The sequence below is a fragment of the Acinetobacter bouvetii genome (genome assembly GCF_902753875.1).
In the GTDB taxonomy this organism is placed as follows: domain Bacteria; phylum Pseudomonadota; class Gammaproteobacteria; order Pseudomonadales; family Moraxellaceae; genus Acinetobacter; species Acinetobacter bouvetii_A.
Genome location: NZ_CADDTS010000005.1, coordinates 1 through 17271, shown reverse-complemented (window position 1 = coordinate 17271; position 17271 = coordinate 1). Strand labels below are relative to the sequence as shown.

Annotated in this window: 17 protein-coding genes and 4 tRNA genes; 2 read left to right on the top strand and 19 right to left on the bottom strand. The window is 42.2% G+C overall.

The window, feature by feature from the left end; genetic code table 11:
* The 19 genes from FB6_RS01270 to FB6_RS01180 form a co-directional block, all read right to left on the bottom strand.
* A partial coding sequence (locus FB6_RS01270) for a GTP-binding protein (protein WP_254592175.1) occupies window positions 1–157 on the bottom strand: 157 nt, incomplete at its 3' end.
* 149 nt (window positions 158–306) lie between these two features.
* Window positions 307–381, bottom strand: a tRNA-Thr gene (locus FB6_RS01265).
* A 17-nt stretch (window positions 382–398) separates the two neighbouring features.
* Window positions 399–474, bottom strand: a tRNA-Gly gene (locus FB6_RS01260).
* A gap of 37 nt (window positions 475–511) precedes the next feature.
* A tRNA-Tyr gene (locus FB6_RS01255) sits at window positions 512–595 on the bottom strand.
* 55 nt (window positions 596–650) lie between these two features.
* Window positions 651–726: transfer RNA gene (locus tag FB6_RS01250), tRNA-Thr, on the bottom strand.
* A 98-nt stretch (window positions 727–824) separates the two neighbouring features.
* A complete protein-coding gene (gene trpE, locus FB6_RS01245) occupies window positions 825–2318 on the bottom strand; it encodes an anthranilate synthase component I (RefSeq protein ID WP_174558267.1) in 1494 nt (497 codons plus the stop codon).
* Window positions 2319–2437: 119 nt separating this feature from the next.
* Window positions 2438–3106 carry an HAD-IA family hydrolase gene (locus FB6_RS01240; protein ID WP_174558266.1) on the bottom strand — a complete coding sequence of 223 codons (669 nt, stop codon included), beginning with the start codon at window positions 3104–3106 and terminating at the stop codon, window positions 2438–2440.
* A gap of 87 nt (window positions 3107–3193) precedes the next feature.
* Window positions 3194–3904 carry an FHA domain-containing protein gene (locus FB6_RS01235; RefSeq protein WP_174558265.1) on the bottom strand — a complete coding sequence of 237 codons (711 nt, stop codon included), beginning with the start codon at window positions 3902–3904 and terminating at the stop codon, window positions 3194–3196.
* Window positions 3905–3973: 69 nt separating this feature from the next.
* A complete protein-coding gene (gene gspD / locus FB6_RS01230) occupies window positions 3974–6223 on the bottom strand; it encodes a type II secretion system secretin GspD (protein WP_174558264.1) in 2250 nt (749 codons plus the stop codon).
* A 43-nt stretch (window positions 6224–6266) separates the two neighbouring features.
* Entirely contained in the window at window positions 6267–7127 is an 861-nt protein-coding gene (locus FB6_RS01225) for a type II secretion system protein N (protein WP_174558263.1), read from the bottom strand.
* A complete protein-coding gene (gene gspN, locus FB6_RS01220) occupies window positions 7127–7870 on the bottom strand; it encodes a type II secretion system protein N (protein WP_174558262.1) in 744 nt (247 codons plus the stop codon). Before gspN ends, FB6_RS01225 begins: the two co-directional genes overlap by 1 nt.
* A gap of 184 nt (window positions 7871–8054) precedes the next feature.
* On the bottom strand, window positions 8055–8381 hold the full coding sequence (locus FB6_RS01215; protein WP_174558261.1) for an H-NS histone family protein: 327 nt from the start codon (window positions 8379–8381) through the stop codon (window positions 8055–8057).
* A 156-nt stretch (window positions 8382–8537) separates the two neighbouring features.
* A complete protein-coding gene (locus tag FB6_RS01210; RefSeq protein ID WP_174558260.1) occupies window positions 8538–8966 on the bottom strand; it encodes an acyl-CoA thioesterase in 429 nt (142 codons plus the stop codon).
* Between the two features lie 9 nt (window positions 8967–8975).
* Entirely contained in the window at window positions 8976–10169 is a 1194-nt protein-coding gene (locus FB6_RS01205) for a heme biosynthesis protein HemY (RefSeq protein WP_174558259.1), read from the bottom strand.
* A 6-nt stretch (window positions 10170–10175) separates the two neighbouring features.
* Entirely contained in the window at window positions 10176–11018 is an 843-nt protein-coding gene (locus tag FB6_RS01200) for a hypothetical protein (protein WP_174558258.1), read from the bottom strand.
* Window positions 11015–11794, bottom strand: a complete 780-nt coding sequence (locus FB6_RS01195; protein WP_174558257.1) for a uroporphyrinogen-III synthase — start codon at window positions 11792–11794, stop codon at window positions 11015–11017. Before FB6_RS01195 ends, FB6_RS01200 begins: the two co-directional genes overlap by 4 nt.
* A gap of 1 nt (window position 11795) precedes the next feature.
* The gene (gene hemC, locus FB6_RS01190; RefSeq protein ID WP_174558256.1) at window positions 11796–12713 is read right to left on the bottom strand and encodes a hydroxymethylbilane synthase; all 918 of its coding nucleotides are present in this window, start codon (window positions 12711–12713) and stop codon (window positions 11796–11798) included.
* A 108-nt stretch (window positions 12714–12821) separates the two neighbouring features.
* Window positions 12822–13562 carry a LytR/AlgR family response regulator transcription factor gene (locus FB6_RS01185; protein WP_174558255.1) on the bottom strand — a complete coding sequence of 247 codons (741 nt, stop codon included), beginning with the start codon at window positions 13560–13562 and terminating at the stop codon, window positions 12822–12824.
* A 52-nt stretch (window positions 13563–13614) separates the two neighbouring features.
* Window positions 13615–14772 (bottom strand): sensor histidine kinase, encoded by a 1158-nt coding sequence (locus FB6_RS01180; protein ID WP_174558254.1) that lies wholly within the window; start codon window positions 14770–14772, stop codon window positions 13615–13617.
* On the opposite strand from FB6_RS01180, the gene argH reads away from it, so the two are divergent.
* Both argH and FB6_RS01170 read left to right on the top strand, forming a co-directional pair.
* Window positions 14763–16193, top strand: coding sequence for an argininosuccinate lyase (gene argH / locus FB6_RS01175; RefSeq protein ID WP_174558253.1), 1431 nt, complete (start codon window positions 14763–14765; stop codon window positions 16191–16193). The two genes, FB6_RS01180 and argH, sit on opposite strands and share 10 nt — an antisense overlap.
* Before the next feature lie 26 nt (window positions 16194–16219).
* A complete protein-coding gene (locus tag FB6_RS01170; RefSeq protein ID WP_174558252.1) occupies window positions 16220–16495 on the top strand; it encodes an oxidative damage protection protein in 276 nt (91 codons plus the stop codon).
* The last annotated feature ends 776 nt before the right edge of the window (window positions 16496–17271 follow it).

The window sequence follows — 17271 nt, the reverse complement described above, 5'->3', positions numbered from 1 at the left end:
CAGAGTCAATTGCTGCGTAATCTTTCGCTTCACCGCCGTAAGTTTTTGCACAGATAGTTGCAATTGCAGCAGTTAAAGTAGTTTTACCATGGTCGACGTGACCAATTGTGCCCACGTTTACGTGTGGCTTATTACGTTCGTACTTAGCCTTAGCCATGTTTATATTCCTCGTTTACGTCGAACACAATTCTGAGCAAAACTCAGCATCGACTTATCGCTTTAAAAAACCAAACACCCAATACTTGAAAAGCAGACTAATAAGCCTGCTTTTTGAATCTTGTGTGGTAAAAACCACTAAACTGTATTTGGAGCTCTTATCGAGATTTGAACTCGAGACCTCTCCCTTACCAAGGGAGTGCTCTACCACTGAGCTATAAGAGCAAATATTAATGCTTCAATGGAGCGGGAGACGAGGGTCGAACTCGCGACATGTAGCTTGGAAGGCTACCGCTCTACCAACTGAGCTACTCCCGCACGATGTTGGTACAAACCACTTATTGAAGCTTAAAATTGGTGGTGAGAGAAGGATTCGAACCTTCGAAGCTTACGCGACAGAGTTACAGTCTGTTCCCTTTGACCGCTCGGGAATCTCACCATTTTACACTTACTTTCAGTGTCGTCCTTTACTCAACTACTCAAACCATCTAAGATGGTGCCGGCACACGGATTCGAACTGTGGACCTACTGATTACAAGTCAGTTGCTCTACCAACTGAGCTATGCCGGCTTTTCTTAGTGTTTCGTACGTTTCGTATCGGAACGGTGTGCAGTTTAGCAAAACTCAGAAACCATGCAAGTGTTTTTTTGAAAAAAACTGCCAAAAACTCACAAAATCAATCCGTTTGATGATAATTCAACCGCTTTGATCACTGCGCGAGCTTTTATTTGGGTTTCATTCCACTCAGATTCAGGATTTGAGTCTGCAACTAGCCCTGCCCCGGCCTGAACATAGACCTTATTTTCACGAATTACACAGGTTCGAATGACAATCGACATGTCCATTTCACCGTGCCAGCCCAAATAACCAACCGCACCGCCAAAAATTCCGCGTTTTACCGGCTCAACTTCGTCAATAATTTCCATGGCACGAATTTTTGGTGCCCCAGAAAGCGTACCTGCCGGGAAAGTGGCTTTAAATACATCCAAGGCATCCACATCATCCAGCACTTCACCCTGAACATTGGACACAATATGCATCACATGTGAATAACGCTCGATCACCATGCGATCAGTGACTTGCACTTTGCCAATTTTTGACACACGGCCAACATCATTGCGACCCAGATCAATCAGCATTAAATGTTCTGCAATCTCTTTTTCATCGGCAAGCAGGTCTTTTTCCAAGGCCAAGTCTTCTTCTTTGGTTTTCCCGCGTGGACGTGTCCCGGCTAAAGGACGCACAGTGGCAATGCCATTTTCCAGACGCGATAAAATTTCAGGCGAAGAACCGACTATATGGAATGGCTTCTGATTATCCAGGGTTTGCCCTTGCACCAGAAATAAATATGGCGATGGATTGAGGTGACGTAGTGCGCGATACACCTGTAACGGCTCGCCATCAAAATCTGAAACCATGCGATGTCCAGGCACCACCTGCATCACATCACCAGCGCGAATGTATTCTTTGACCGTTTCAATCGACTCAAGGAACTTTTCTTTACCAGTCAATGATTCAAAATGCGGTGCCGTATGTTTCTTGGCTTGCAGGCTGACAGGCTGTGCCAGTATCGCTTCAAGTTCATCTAATTGTTGTTGCGCCTTGCTATAGGCCTCTGCATCCTGCACATCTGCATGCACGATTAAGAATAAGGTGTCTTTTAAGTTATCAAATACGATGACGGTTTTAGACAGCATCATCCAGATATCAGGCAGACCCACCGGGTCTGCTTCCGGCACATTCTTCAAACGTGGTTCGATATAGCGGACAGAGTCATAACCAAAGTAACCCACCAAGCCACCAGTAAAACTTGGCAAGGCCGGTAAGTCTTTTTGAGTCGGCACATGAAACTGAGACTGGAAATCACGGATATATTGAAATGGATCACTACAAGTCTGAGTTTCGATAGAACCATCTGCCTGCTGCACCGTAAGTACGCCCTGATTGCAAGAAAAGACCGTAGATTCACCCAAACCAATGATGGAATAACGCGCCCAATTTTCGCCCCCTTCAACCGATTCAAACAGATAAGCCTGGCTATGGTCTTTTAAACGGGCGAATACAGAAAGCGGGGTTTCCGTATCGGCCAAACGCTGGCGATATACCGGAATCAGGTTATAACCGGCAGATTTTAACTGGTCAAATTGAGCTTGAGTTGTCATGAGTATTCTCTATGTTTTCGATATTGGCGGGTTTAAGTTTGTTTTCGTGTTATCTGACTTAGTGTCGCCATCGAAAAACCATATCATCTCTCATTCCACGATCCCTAATTTTTAAATGATTACGCAAGTAATTCTGTCAGGTTGTCGACCACTTGCTGTGGCTGGCAAGCATGAATATCTTCTCCATGATTATAGCCATAGCTCACCACAATACAATCAACTCCAGCACGGCGTGCAGCCTCCACATCATTGCTGGAGTCGCCAATCATTAAAGTTTCTGCAGCCGTCACAGCATACTCATCAATACAGAACAATAACTGACGTGGATGCGGCTTGCGTTCTTCAAAACGGTCCCCGCCAATCACATCGACAAAATATTTACTCAACCCCAAAGTCTCGACAATCATGCGGGCAGGCTGCTCAGGCTTGTTGGTCACACAGATCATTTTCTTGTGCTGCTGCAAGCCCCAGTCCAGAAATTCAATAATCCCCGCAAAAGGTTTGGTGTCCAGACAAGGCTCGGCATTATAAATGTCTAAAAAGGTTGCTAATAATTTTTGATGTTGCGCGGGATCCACCTTACCAGTGAGATATTGCAAGGTGCTATGACAAAAAAGTGAAGTCCCCTTGCCAATCCAGGTTCGTACCTGCTGCTCAGTCACTGTCGGCAACTGCAAGGCATTCAGGCTCATATTCATGGCACGATATAAATCAAATGCGGAATCAACCAAAGTGCCATCCAGGTCAAATAAAATCAGTTCCCGGCTGGCCAATTTTGCTACAGACATCTTTTTCCTCTCATGATTCCTTTTTTGCACATCCCAAAAAAATTAAGGCATGCGATGGCATGCCTTAATTGTATGTCGCATGCTGCCTTATTTAAATAATAACCAGGCAATGATTGCAAGAATAATCAGGACAATAATGGAGATTAGCCCCACTGATGCATTTTTTTGCTCGGTTTTTTCCAGTTCCACACGAGACACTGGCTCTTCAATGGCCACCGGCTTCGGTTCAGCTTGTGCGTTAACATCTACCCCTTCAGGAATAGGGGCAGGTTTAGGGATAGCCACACCTTGTGGCATGCCATCACGACTGACCTGAACATTAGCATCACGCTCAGTCAGTTCAGGCATTCCCTGGTCATTCATTTGTTGGGCAGCTGTTTTCGGCGCAGATTCCGCGGCTGCAGCTGCAGTTTCAGAAGTAGCAACAGCTTCTGAAGGCTGTTTTATGTCTACAACATTTGTAGATGTATCCGTAACGGGTTCCACTGCATCTATTAGCAGCTCTTTTGCAGGTTCCAGAACAGAAAATTTTAAACCGGCAAACTGCACAATATCACCCTGCTTCAATAAGGTGTCATGTTCAATACGCAAGTCATTAACAAAGGTACCATTCGACGAGTTCAAGTCTTGTACCCATAAAGCCCCATCTTTGAGCAAGAAAGCGGCGTGTTTGCGTGAAACCTCCCCCGCCTGCAAGACAATATCAGCACTCTGATGACGACCGACCAACATATCACGGTCGATGCTGATTTCCTGTCCCGTCAATTCACCGGTAATTGCTTGTATTTTCCAAGTCATGAAATGCACTTCTCTTTGTGATTTTTTCCCATCATAGCATGGTAAATCTTCAATTCTTTGCCTACTCTGTTAAGAACCTGAACGAATGGTGGTGGTCGTCACAGTGTTTTTGGTTTTTTCCACTTCAGTAACAGGCGTAGCAACCCTTTGTTTTTGCACTACCGGCTCAATTGCAACTGGTGTGGTAAACGCAGCTGCATTCGGTTGAATCTGGGTAGCCGATGGCACAGTTTGATAGTTCGGCACTTTCGATGCCGAAGGCGTGACCGGAAGGCGCTGCTGATAAACATCGTCAATATTTTCCGGTAATTTGGCAAAAGTTCCATCCTGATCCATCGCCAGCTGCAAACTGTATAACTGACTATAACGTTGCTGCGACAACCGGCGCACATCCTGACTATCCCCCACAATGGTTGGATGAATGAAGACCAGCAAATTACGCTTCTCATTAGATTTGGCATCTGCACGGAACAGACGCCCCAGACCCGGAATAGCTCCCAAACCCGGAACCGATTGCCGCGAATGAATCGAGTTATCAGAAATTAAACCACCTAAGACAATGGTCTGGCCATGTTCAGCCAAAATTGAGGTTTTGATGGCACGCTTACTAGTCACCAGATCCTGCGCCTGACCTTTATCCTGCACGGCAGAGACTTCCTGTTCCACTTCCAAGCGAACCGAGCCACCTTCACCAATATGCGGCACAACCTTTAAAGTCACGCCGACATCTTTACGCTCGACCGTTGTATAAGGGTTCAAGCCCGCCGAAGTCGTGGTTGCCGAACCGGTGACGAAAGGCACGTTCTGACCCACGACAATATAGGCTTCCGCATTATCCATGGTCACAATGGATGGTGTAGACAGTAAATTGGATTTGGTTTTGCTCTTTAAGGCCTGAATCAATGCCCCATACAACTTACGCGAGCCATTATCACCTTCTTTATAATCACCCAATACCAATGAAGTTCCTGTACCCAACTTGGCTGCTGCACCAGCTGCTCCACCGGCAACATAACCCGCAGCAAGTTCTGCGATACTTGACCCAACATTACTAAAGTTGATCAGCCCGATACCACTGCTTAAATCCCCCAAAGCCCATTGCACACCAAGCTGATCGGCATCATTGCCTTCCACTTCAATAATCGCCGCTTCAATCAAGACCTGTTGACGACGAATATCCAGCTGTTGAATGGCCGATTCAATCTCACGCATCAGCTGCGGATCGGCTTTGACCACCAAAGAGTTTTGACTGTCATCGGCAATAATGCTGACACCATTGGCATTAAAGCTGGTGATGTTTTGGGTATTGTTATTGGAACTGCCGCCCAGATTAATACTAGGGGTCGATATACTGGAAGAACCGCTATTTGAATTATTATTGTTAGAACTATTCATCACCGGGTTGCTGCTAGATGATGAACCATTTGAACTGCTGCTACTGGAAACCGATTGCCCAGTCACCAGACCCTGTAAAATTTCCGCCAGATTTTTGGCACTGGCATATTTTAAGCGAAAGACTTTCAAACCACCCAAACGATCCGCCGCCGGTACATCCAGCATTTCAATCATTTGACGCAGACGTTTACGCGTCGCAGTATCGCCTTTCAGTACAATACGATTGGTCCGGGTATCAGCAATAATCCGAATCCGTGAACCTTTGAAATCTTTAGCTGCACCAGTCGAGCTCATCGACTCCAGCAAACCAATCATTTCTTCAGCCTGACTGGATTGCAGGGCCACCGCTTCAATATCATTTTGCCCAGTCCCATCCAGATTGCGAATAATGGTTTCCAGCTGGTAAATATTGTTGGCACGGTCTGAAACAATCAGTGCATTGGTTCCTGCCACTGCCGATAAATTGGCAAACTGCGGCATTAAGGGGCGCAAAGCCGGAATCAAATCATTCGGATTGGTGTTTTCCAGCCAGATGACCCGCGTCACGACCTGATCACCTGTGGCACGGTGTTTACCGTCATAAGGCACCCCGGAACTTTTTACATTGCTATCCGGCACCAGTTTAATGGTATTACCGGAAGGGATAGCGACGACACCATTAACATTCAGTACCCCTAAAAATAAATCGTAAACTTCGGCCTTATTTAAAGGTTTATTGGAAATGACCGTCACATTACCACGTACCCGTGGATCAACCGCAAAATTTTTCCCGGTAATATCGGCAACTTCATTAATAAATGCAGTTAAATCAGCATCACGTAAGTTTATTTTCCATGTTTGCGCATGAGTAGCAGTACTCACTATTGCAATCAGGGGTGCAGCTGCGAATAAAGCCCAAGCTGGACGATGATTAAATAAAGCCATAAAGTTCCGTGCTTCCTAATCCTGTAATGTGACGATGCATCACTTAAAAATCTTGTTGTATGGTCATCACCTGATCACCACGCTTTATTTCCAGTTTCACCCGACCTTCACGCCGAGCCTGCTCTAACAGTTGAGCTTCACTCTGCCCCTGTCCCACAGTTTGTCCATTTAAAGACATAATGCGATCACCAGGCTGCAAGCCCAGTTTATTGCGTAATGCTGCAGGTGTTCTGGCGGTCACTTCATAACCACCCGTTGCAGCATTTACCCCCATATCTTTTAAATATTGTTCACGGTCTTCCTGCATTTTTTGTACCGCCTGTCCCAAGGCCCCTTGCTCAGGGCTAGGATTAGGCATTGCAGGTGCAGACTGATTATTTGCAGACGGACTGTTGAATGCGGCATTGTTCTGTGCAGGCGGCACAATGCTTTGATCCAGCCCATTTTCAATGCCTTTAAATTGTAGTTCCCGGGTACTGCCATTACTTTGGCGCAAAACCACCCGATCCCAATACACTTCAGCCAACTGATAAGCCGTCGTAGCAATAGTTTCACCCACCTGATAACGATCAGCGACATCATTAACTTTAATCACGGCAGAAGAAAACTGGTTCGGATAGCCAACCACGACACCTTGCAGCATCAGGTTGATATTTTCGTCCGCCGCCGCACTTTTTCCCACTTCCTGAAATAGGGCAAAGGAAGAGATATTGGGAACTTGCACTTGCTGCGAACCCAATTCCACACGCTCTACTTGCATGACCTGAGGTGGGGCTACCAATAACCAAAAGATATTCGCCAGCTTCCAGCATAAATATAAAATCAATAAGACCAATACTACCGGTGCAATTCGATCCGCTTGCTTCCAATTCAATCGTTGCAGTTTTTCAATCCACCCGTTCATTAGAAACCACCTTTAAATAAAGGTTGTCGTGAACTAATCACGTAGGTATCCAAACCGGCTTTACCTTCATAGGAAGCAATATTAAGAAGTAAACGCTGCGTCAATTGCACATCCAGCATTAAGTTTTGATCCAGTTCCAATGCAATCAGCTTCTGATCTCGCTGATCGCGAATATCAAACATTAATTTGTTATTTTCATCCGCGAGCTTGCCTTTTAAGGACGGGATATTCATACGATCTTGGCGCTGAGCATAGGTATAAATCATCTCCCCGCCCGCCCATTGCAATTGACCTTCAGACTGGCTAAAACCCTGTTCTTTTTTAAAATTAAAATCAACATCCTGAAGCTGAATAGGATTGGCAGGCCACTGCCATTCCACCAGATTTTTTAGGGTTTCTGGCGCGATTTGACCATTTAAATGATGAATAATAATTTTTTTTCCAAAACCATAACCAGCAACTGCATCCAGCTGGGTATTTCCACTATGGATTTCTACATTTGCCCCTAAACGCAACAAAAAGAGATCCAGTGGCCGTGTTTTCCAACTGAGCGACCCTCTTAGATTACCTGTATGCCAATCTGCTTGCCCCTGCCAAATATTTCCGCTTACATTTTGCAAGACCTGGTTATTTTTATAAAATTTTGAAATGAGCCAAGCCGCTGGAATTTGGAGTAATACAAAAATAAAAAAAACGCCGATGGCAAATATCCACCACGTGATGTATTTGGGTTTCTTTATCATCCCACCACGACCAACATATCGATTATTCTTCCTTGGATACTAATATTTTCTTTCTCCTCCCATTATGCACACTTTTTCCGCAACGCCAATTCCAAGAGATAAAAAATAGATATAAAAAAACCAAGCTTTTAAGCTTGGTTTTTTAATCTAATCCAATTGGATGACCATCTGATGAATCTTTCCATCAAATAAGGAAATCTTCCAGTTTGGCACCGCTTTCAAGTTCAGCAACCAACCAGCGTGGCTGTTTACCACGACCTGTCCAGGTATCCGCCGGATTCTTTTTACTGCGGTAACGTGGCTCTACAGATTTACGTGTACTTTTTTTACGCTTAGAGGTACCAACTTCTAAAATTTGTTCAATCGTTAAACCGATTTTATCTGCAATATCTAAAATTTGCTGATAAGCATCTTCAACAGCTTGATCTTTTTTAGAAGCAATTAATGCTTCCGCTTCAACCTGTAAGCGTTTTAATTCTTCAACAGATAAATTACTAATGTCCGGCATCATATTAACTCCAAATAAGTTTTATATTTTTTTATTTCAAACGTGGCTATAGTATTTTTAATATTTGAAATATTCAATATAATTTTTTTAAATAAAGTCTAATCTTTTAAAAAATATCTTTGCTTTATAAACTTATTGGGACACCCTTTTTAACAAAATTTAAATTAAATGTTTAACCTGTAATTCAATTTCTGTAATTCTATGATGAATAATTTCAGGTATTTCCGTTTTAAGCATTGTTTCCTTATTTACACAAACGATCACCGCTTCACCAATGGCAACATTTTTTTGTTGCGATTCACTCCATAATAGATAACTCATACGAAATGCACTATTACGAAGTTCTTCTACACGCACACCAATTTTAAGCTGATCTGGATAAAATAACGGGCTAATATATTTGCACTGATTTGATGCAACAACGGTATAAACATCCTGCTGGAAAATATTCAGCATATCCATATAAAAAATACGGGCACTTTCGATGTAACGATAATACATGACGTTATTGACATGACCAAAAGCATCCATATCGCCCCAGGCCACAGTTTGTGGATAAATCACCGGATAATCTGACAAATCTAACATTTCTTATCCTTAAATTTTTATTTCAACAAAATTAGCATTATTTTCAAAGATTAAATTCAACTGTTTAATTAAATCATCCTGACCTTTTAAGGTGGATTTAATTCTTAAATAATTCAGCATTACATTATCTGGATATAATTCAAGCAGTTTTTCTGCTTCTTCAACTCTTGCTGTCGCTTCATATATATGCCATTTGGCAAAAGTAAAGATGGGTAATGCAGGATATTTACTTTCCCAATAATCGATACGCTGCTCAACCGCTAAATAATCCGGATTTTGTTTCAATAATTGCTGCTGGAACCACAAATAAAAAACATCCTGATTAAATTGTTCATCGAGTAAATGTGCTGCCAACTCTTCATGTTGCTGACTCATTTCTGGCATGCGCGCCAACAGCTTTAACCATAAACTTTTAATTTCATAATTACGCGTATAAATCTGATCTTCCAGATCCAGATAACGCTGTTGTAAATTTTGCAGACTGTCTAAATCGGCTTGATCAAAATCAAGTAATAATTGTTGCAACCATTGCTGTTTTTTATCTGTCCCTAAATGTCCATATTTAGTCGAACGCAAATACATCCATGGAAACTGCAGTGCAAACCGTTCCCATAAACCGGTTAATTTTAAATCATAAGCACTTTGTACATCTTTTAACCAAGGTGAAAGTTCATGCTGATTTAAAAACTCAAGATGCGTTAATGCCTGCTCAGCGTCATTTTGCGCAAGATAAATTTCAATACGCTGGATTTCCGCCAACTCAAAGGCCATGGCATTACTTTGATTTAAAATTGCAAGGGCTTGGGGATATTGCTGCTGCATCCAATATAATCTGGAACCGATAATACTTTTTAACAAGCCGGATTGAGAAAATACATCCTGAATAAAATCATGCTGGTCTTGTGCAGCTTCTAATAACCAAACGACTGCCAACTGTTCATAAGGATGTAAATTTTTAAAATTAAAAACTGTTTCCAGCTTACGTTGTTCTCTGGTTAAATAACGCTTAATAAACAACCAAATTAATTGAATAAATAAACTTAAACCGGCCAAAAAAATAAAGAGCATCCAAATATTGGTTTGAATTTGCCAATCACGCCAGTACAAATAAACATAACCCGAACCATAGCCATAACTTAAAACACTCAGTAGCGCGATGATAATCAGGCTAATAAATACATAGGCTAGTAATATCTGTTTCATTGATCATTACCCCAATAATGCACGCGTATTTAAACTTGGCATAGGAATAGGCGTAAATCCTTTTATTTTTTGGATACTTTGGATCAGTTGCCGAGATTTTTCATCCGGGATTTGATTTAACAATTGAATAATTTCTGTCAGAGATTTTTGATACTCTACATATTGCCCCTGCTGCAAAGCCTGATGGGCTAATAATAATCTGAGCTGTGCTTCTTTTAAGATCACGGGACGCTGGATTAAGGCAACAGCAGGTTGTTTTGCCGGCTCAATCACTAGCCAGCGTTGCCAAAAATGCTTCGTCTGCCCCTGATTGACTGTTAATTGTGGCTGTTTTAATTCCTGGGTGACTGCGCGATCCAGTTGTTGCATTAAGGCATCCACTTTAATTTGTTGCGCAATTTTTTCACGCACATACTGCTGGATCACTTGATGATCTTTGGCAATGACCTGATGCAGACTTTGTTTTAGCGCTGGTGCCAAAGCATATTGTTCCAAGTTGTTATCGAGCTGGGTTAACTTAGCCAAAGCCTCATTCGTTTTTTGTTGTTGTAACATGAATTCGATCAGCTCAAGCTGCTGTTTAATCAGCAATATCGGATCAATATGTGCAACTGCTATGTTTTTCGTTTCTTGCTCTGTTTGGGGGACTTTCGTTGTAGACGACTCAGTGACATTTACCTGACGCTGCAAGGCAACCAATTGATCGTTTAAATTCGCGTTTCCGTGTTCAATCTGATGCAATGTTGTGCTTAATTCTGTTTGCTGTGCAGAAAGATTAAATACATCGTAACTTAATTTGATAATCCAGATCAGACATAAAATAAGGATTAAAATGAGCGCTTTTTTCATGTGTTCCCTTGCACAGCTGCAATCTGCTGCAAAATTGAATCTGTTTTTAAATCAGAGAGTCGCGTGATATTAAAACATGTCGCGTGATTTTTTTTATAATCTGAAACAACTTGATACAAGCGTTCACCTAAAACGAAATAATCACCTTTTGCTATAATGTGAGGATAAGCTTGCATCAGCTCAAGCCAATTCAGCCAACTGGCTTCACTACTCACTACCATAGCATACTGAGATTGTTTTTCTAATAAGACACTTATTTCTGGACGTTTTTGCAGTGTGAATAAAGGACAACGGCGCTCATATAAAATAAAATTCAGAATCTGCATGCCCTGTTGTTTGAGCTGCTCCATCATAAACTGACGACCGCCCTCGCCACGCCAAAAAGCAATACCTTGATTCGGATTCAGGTTTTGCAAAACAGGTAATTGCAGCATCCCCTCTGAGGTTTCCACCAGAGGAACCGTCGCCGTAATTCCATATTGGGCTAAAGCCTGAGCAGTCGTTTCACCCACAGCAATCCACTGAATATGCTGAAGCTGATCCAGTGTAATGGACGCCTGGTCTAAATACGCCATCCCTATTTCCACGGCTGTTGGACTCACCACCACAATCACGTGCGTAGCAGGCAATTGTTGATATAGCTCAATAAGTGGTTCTGACCAGGGCCTAGCAATCAGTTCCAATAAAGGCAAATCCAGAACCTCAATATGGGCCATGCGTAAGGCATGACTCAATTTTTCGGCACGGTTTGAGGGACGGGTATTAATAAACAGCATACTAATAGAGTGCTTTTAGCAACTCACCTGCGCCTTGTTCCAGCAATTTTTGCGCAAGTACTATACCTAGCTGCTCAGCCTGTACAGGTTCTCCACTGAGTTCAGCTTTTAATAGTGTTAGACCATCTACACTGCCTACGCGACCTTCAATGTGTATCTGACCTTGATTTAATGTGGCATAACCGGCAATCGGAACCTGACAGCCGCCTTCCAGATAAGCATTGAAAGCACGTTCGGCACGTACACAAACATCGGTTTCCAGATGCAAAAGTGGTGTAATCAGATCAAGTACGGTCTGATCACCTTCACGGCATTCCAGACCTAAGGCGCCTTGTCCCACTGCCGGCAAACTGACTTCGGCATGTAAGGTATGACGAATACGTTCAGCCAGACCTAAACGTTTTAAACCTGCACTGGCCAGAATAATGGCATCATAAAGTCCTGAATCTAATTTAGATAATCGTGTTCCGACATTGCCGCGCAAATCGATAATGTCCAAATCGGGACGTGCTTTTAAAATCTGGCTTTTACGGCGCAAGCTAGATGTTCCAACTTTCGCACCTTGAGGTAATTGATCAAAACTTGAATAATGATTGGATACAAAAGCATCTAGCGGATCTTCACGCTCACAGATTACCGCGAGTGATAAGCCGGCTGGCAATTTCATGGGCACATCTTTCATTGAATGTACTGCCAAATCTGCTCGACCATCCAGCAAAGCTGCCTCTAACTCTTTAACAAATAAACCTTTTCCACCAATCTTGGCCAAAGGGGTATCCAGAATTTTGTCACCCTGAGTCACGAAGGTTACTAACTCAACTTTAAGATCAGCATGTAATGCCTCTAAACGGGCACGAATATGTTCCGCCTGCCAGAGCGCAAGTGGGCTTTGTCGAGTTGCAATCTTCAAAATCTTCATAAATTCAGGAAACAGTCAATTAAGTGCGATAGTGTAAACTTAACGCGCTGACTAGAAAATGCAAGTAAATTTGCACTGCGGTTGTCACCTAAAATCATGAAAAAAGATTTACATCTTCTGGATACGTTCTCTTAAATTGGGCAGATGACGTCGGCTAACCGCCAAGCGTTCGTCCAATTCACGGCAACGTACCTGATATTGCCCTGAACTGATCACTTCCAGACCATCTAAAAAGTGCACTGAAACCAAGGCATTTCGATGAATTCGAATAAATTGATCGCCAAATTCATTTTCCAGGTCTTTTAAGGTTTCATCAATCAGCACACTGCCATTTTTATGACGTACCGTGACATATTTTTGATCTGCTAAAAAATAATAAATATTTTCTACAGGAATCAGTTCTACACCACGATAGGTTTTTGCCACGATTTGGTGACGTTTTATATTGAGTTCGTCCATATCTTCTTTTTGTTTTAAAGTGCTCATTTGAGCTTGAGTCAGTTTTGTTAAGTGATCGAGTACCTGTTGCAATTCCTGCTGCATCACTGGTTTCAATAAATAGCCTTCCGCATTCGATTTGAATGCATCCAGTGCATGTGCATCATAGGCGGTGCAAAAAACGATGGCAGGCATAGGGTCCAGCTGGCGCAAATGCTGGGCACAAGTCAAGCCATCCATTTCCGGCATCTGAATATCTAACAGCACCACATCTGGTTCATAGAATTGAGTCATTTCAATTGCTTGCTGACCATATGAAGCTGTTGCAATAACCTGATGTCCTAGCTGGGTGACCAAGCGCGATAAACGCTCTACAGCGAGAGGCTCATCATCGCAAATTAGGATGTCCATTTCTCCTCCTTCACAGTCAACATCATTTTTTTTATAGGTTAACCATGATTTTTTATTTATATCGATATTGCACTACTGTGGTAAATATTCCCTTCCCCGCGTAGGTTTGAAATGTGACCGAGCGCCCATAATAAGCTTCAAGCCGCTGTTTCACATTTTCAACTGCAATACCATGTCCCTGTCGTAAATTTATTTTATCCTGTGTATAAGGGTTAGTAATGACTATATTGACTTGATTTTGCAATATTTCGACCAATATGCTTATCGTACTCTTTGTTAAGAATTTTTCAACTCCATGAAAAATACTATTTTCAACTAAAGGTTGTAAAGTTAATAGTGGAATTTGTACCTGAGAAAAAAGCACCTCGTCATCATATTTCCATTCGACGTGTAAGCGATCTCCTAAACGGATTTGCTCAATGGCCAAATAACGCTGACATAGTTCAATTTCATCTTTTAAGCGCACCAGTTTAAGTTCTTTAAAACTTGCACGAAATAGCTGTGATAAATTCAGTAACATTTGTTCAGCTTTATCCGGATCAATAGAAATCAAACTGATTACTGTATTTAAGCTGTTAAATAAAAAATGTGGATGAATCCGCGCCTGCATGGCCTGAATTCGGGCATTCAGTTCACTATTTTGCTGGCGTGCCCATTGTTCACGCACATATAAATAACGAAAACAGAAAGTGCCAATCAAGACCCCATAACTTAAATTCAGAATAACGCCATGCATTAATATCGGTGCAGTCATCTGCTCCAGCTGAAAATGCTGACCCAAAAACATTAAGCCATTCAGCACCATGGTGGTGAAGAGAATAATCAACTGCAGTAAAATAAAACCTACACACAAGGCCTGTCCGAAACTTAAGGGCTGAATTTTTTTCTGAAAAAACTCAATCAGGGCAACAAAAGCCAGTAAAACCCAGTCAATAAACAAAATATATTGCATTACACGGCCCAGACTTAATGCGGTCCAGGATTGCGCCTCCGCCAGAGCCAAAAGCATCGCCAGAATATTACTGGCAAGAAATAATTCAATTAGAGGTTGCCAACGCCCTATTTTCGTAAAAAAATAGGCGTAATTATTTTTCCCTTCATCGGTATATGCCGAAGCTGGATCGACTTGTTTTTCGGCAAGTGATTCTGAATTTGCTATACTCTTGTTCAAATTACTGCTTTTTATTTTATTGAGCCGATATGACCACATCTTCTAATTCCTCAAATCCATCACAATCCCAAACTTCGGGTATGTGGGGCGGTCGTTTCTCTGAAGCGACTGATGCTTTTGTTGCTGAATTTACAGCATCTGTTCAATTTGACCAACGCTTTTATAAACAAGATATTGCAGGTTCAATTGCACATGCAACCATGCTTGCAAAAGTTGGCGTTTTAACAGAGCAAGAACGTGATGACATCATCAATGGTCTCAACACCATTAAAGCTGAAATTGAAGCAGGCAACTTTGAGTGGCGCGTTGACCTAGAAGACGTACACATGAACATTGAGTCGCGTTTGACTCAGCGTATTGGCATTACGGGTAAAAAATTACACACAGGCCGTAGCCGTAACGACCAGGTCGCAACAGACATCCGTTTATATGTGCGTGATGAAATTGATGCGATCTTAAAATTACTGGAAAAATTACAAAAAGGCATTTTGGGCTTGGCGGCGAAAAACACCAATACCATTATGCCGGGCTTTACTCACCTGCAAACTGCTCAGCCTGTGACTTTTGGACACCATTTAATGGCTTGGTTTGAAATGCTGATGCGTGATTCTGAACGTCTAATTGACTGCCGTAAACGTACTAACCGCATGCCATTGGGTTCTGCTGCACTTGCAGGCACCACTTACCCAATCGACCGTGCTTATACTGCTGAACTTTTAGGTTTTGAGGCAGTTGCCGAAAACTCACTAGATGCCGTATCTGACCGTGACTTCGGTATCGAATTCAACGCGGCGGCATCTTTAATCATGATGCATTTGTCGCGCATGTCTGAAGAAATGATTCTTTGGACTTCGGCGCAGTTCAAATTTGTGAATATTCCAGACCGTTTCTGCACTGGCTCTTCCATCATGCCACAGAAGAAAAATCCCGATGTTCCTGAGCTGATTCGTGGTAAAACTGGCCGTGTATATGGTGACTTGATGAGCCTGTTGACCCTAATGAAAGGTCAACCCTTGGCATACAACAAAGATAATCAGGAAGACAAAGAGCCATTATTTGATGCCATCGATACAGTTCGTGGTTCACTCATGGCTTTTGCTGACATGATTCCTGCCTTGGTTCCAAACATCGAAATCATGCGTGAAGCTGCACTTCGTGGTTTCTCTACAGCGACTGACTTGGCAGATTACCTGGTAAAAAATGGCGTAGCATTCCGTGATGCGCATGAAATTGTCGGTAAAGCGGTTGCATTAGGCGTTCAAGAAGGCAAAGACCTATCTGAACTTACTCTTGAACAGCTGCAACAGTTCTCTGACCTGATTCAAGCGGATGTATTTGAAAAAGCATTGACTTTAGAAGCATCTGTAAATGCCCGTAACCACATTGGTGGTACTGCACCGGCTCAAGTTGAAGCTGCGATTGAACGTGCGCACGCGCGTTTAGAAAAACTTTACGCATAACTGTTCAAGCTAAATGGAGTATTGATATGTCTCGACAAGTTTTTTGCCGTAAATATCAGGCTGAAATGGAAGGTTTAGACTTTGCGCCATTCCCGGGCGCAAAGGGACAAGAGTTGTTTGACACAGTGTCTAAACAAGCTTGGCAAGAATGGTTAAAACACCAAACCACGCTAATCAATGAGAAACGTTTAAACGTGTTTGAAGCCGATGCGAAAAAGTTTCTTGAAGAACAACGCGAAAAATTCTTCAGTAATGATGAATCTTTGGAAAAAGCCGAAGGCCTAAAGCCTGAAGAAAAATAAGGCGCTGCCTTATTTTTCTGCAAGACAAGCGCTGAAAGCGTGCGTAGGCTTTAATTTGAAGCACGATATTAAAGACAAGCGAAGCGCGTAGTTTCGATAGTCTATAAGGAGTCTAAAAAGGCTCCTTTTTTTATTCTCAAAAATATACTGCTCCACCCGAACGCAAGGCGAAGGCTGTGCCTGAGCGTAATTAGATAGAGCGCTGCTTTGAACATTACGCAAGGCAAGAGCTTTGCTCGCGCAGGCTTTAATTTAAAAAGAATCCCTCTTTATTGAGGGACTTCTTTTTGAACTACTCTAAAAAATTACGTAAAACAAGTGAAACGCGTAGTTGCTAATGTCAAAAAAGGAGTCTTAAGACTCCTTTCTCTTTTGAAGAACCTTGCTCTTACCCTATTCTTTTTTAAACATTTAGAAATGACTGTAAACTAAAAATACATTTATCAATAAAACTCTACATTAGAATACAATAACCTACATGATTAATTGAAAGTGCTCTCCTATAATCAGTTTCAAGGAGATGGTTAAACATCTTATAAAAGATATAAATATCCCCGATTTCAATCCTAGGTTTCCCCCAAAATCTAGGATTTTTTTTGTCCACTATTTTTAGGCAATAAAAAACGCCCACATCAGGCGTTTTCTTGAATTCTTAGATTCTCAAATGAAGTGCAACAGAGATTAAATTATTGGAAGGAAGCAAGATGAGCTAGCATTTTGCTTCCGACCGACCAAAGTCAAAGTTGCATCATGAACTATACTCATCTCACTCTAGA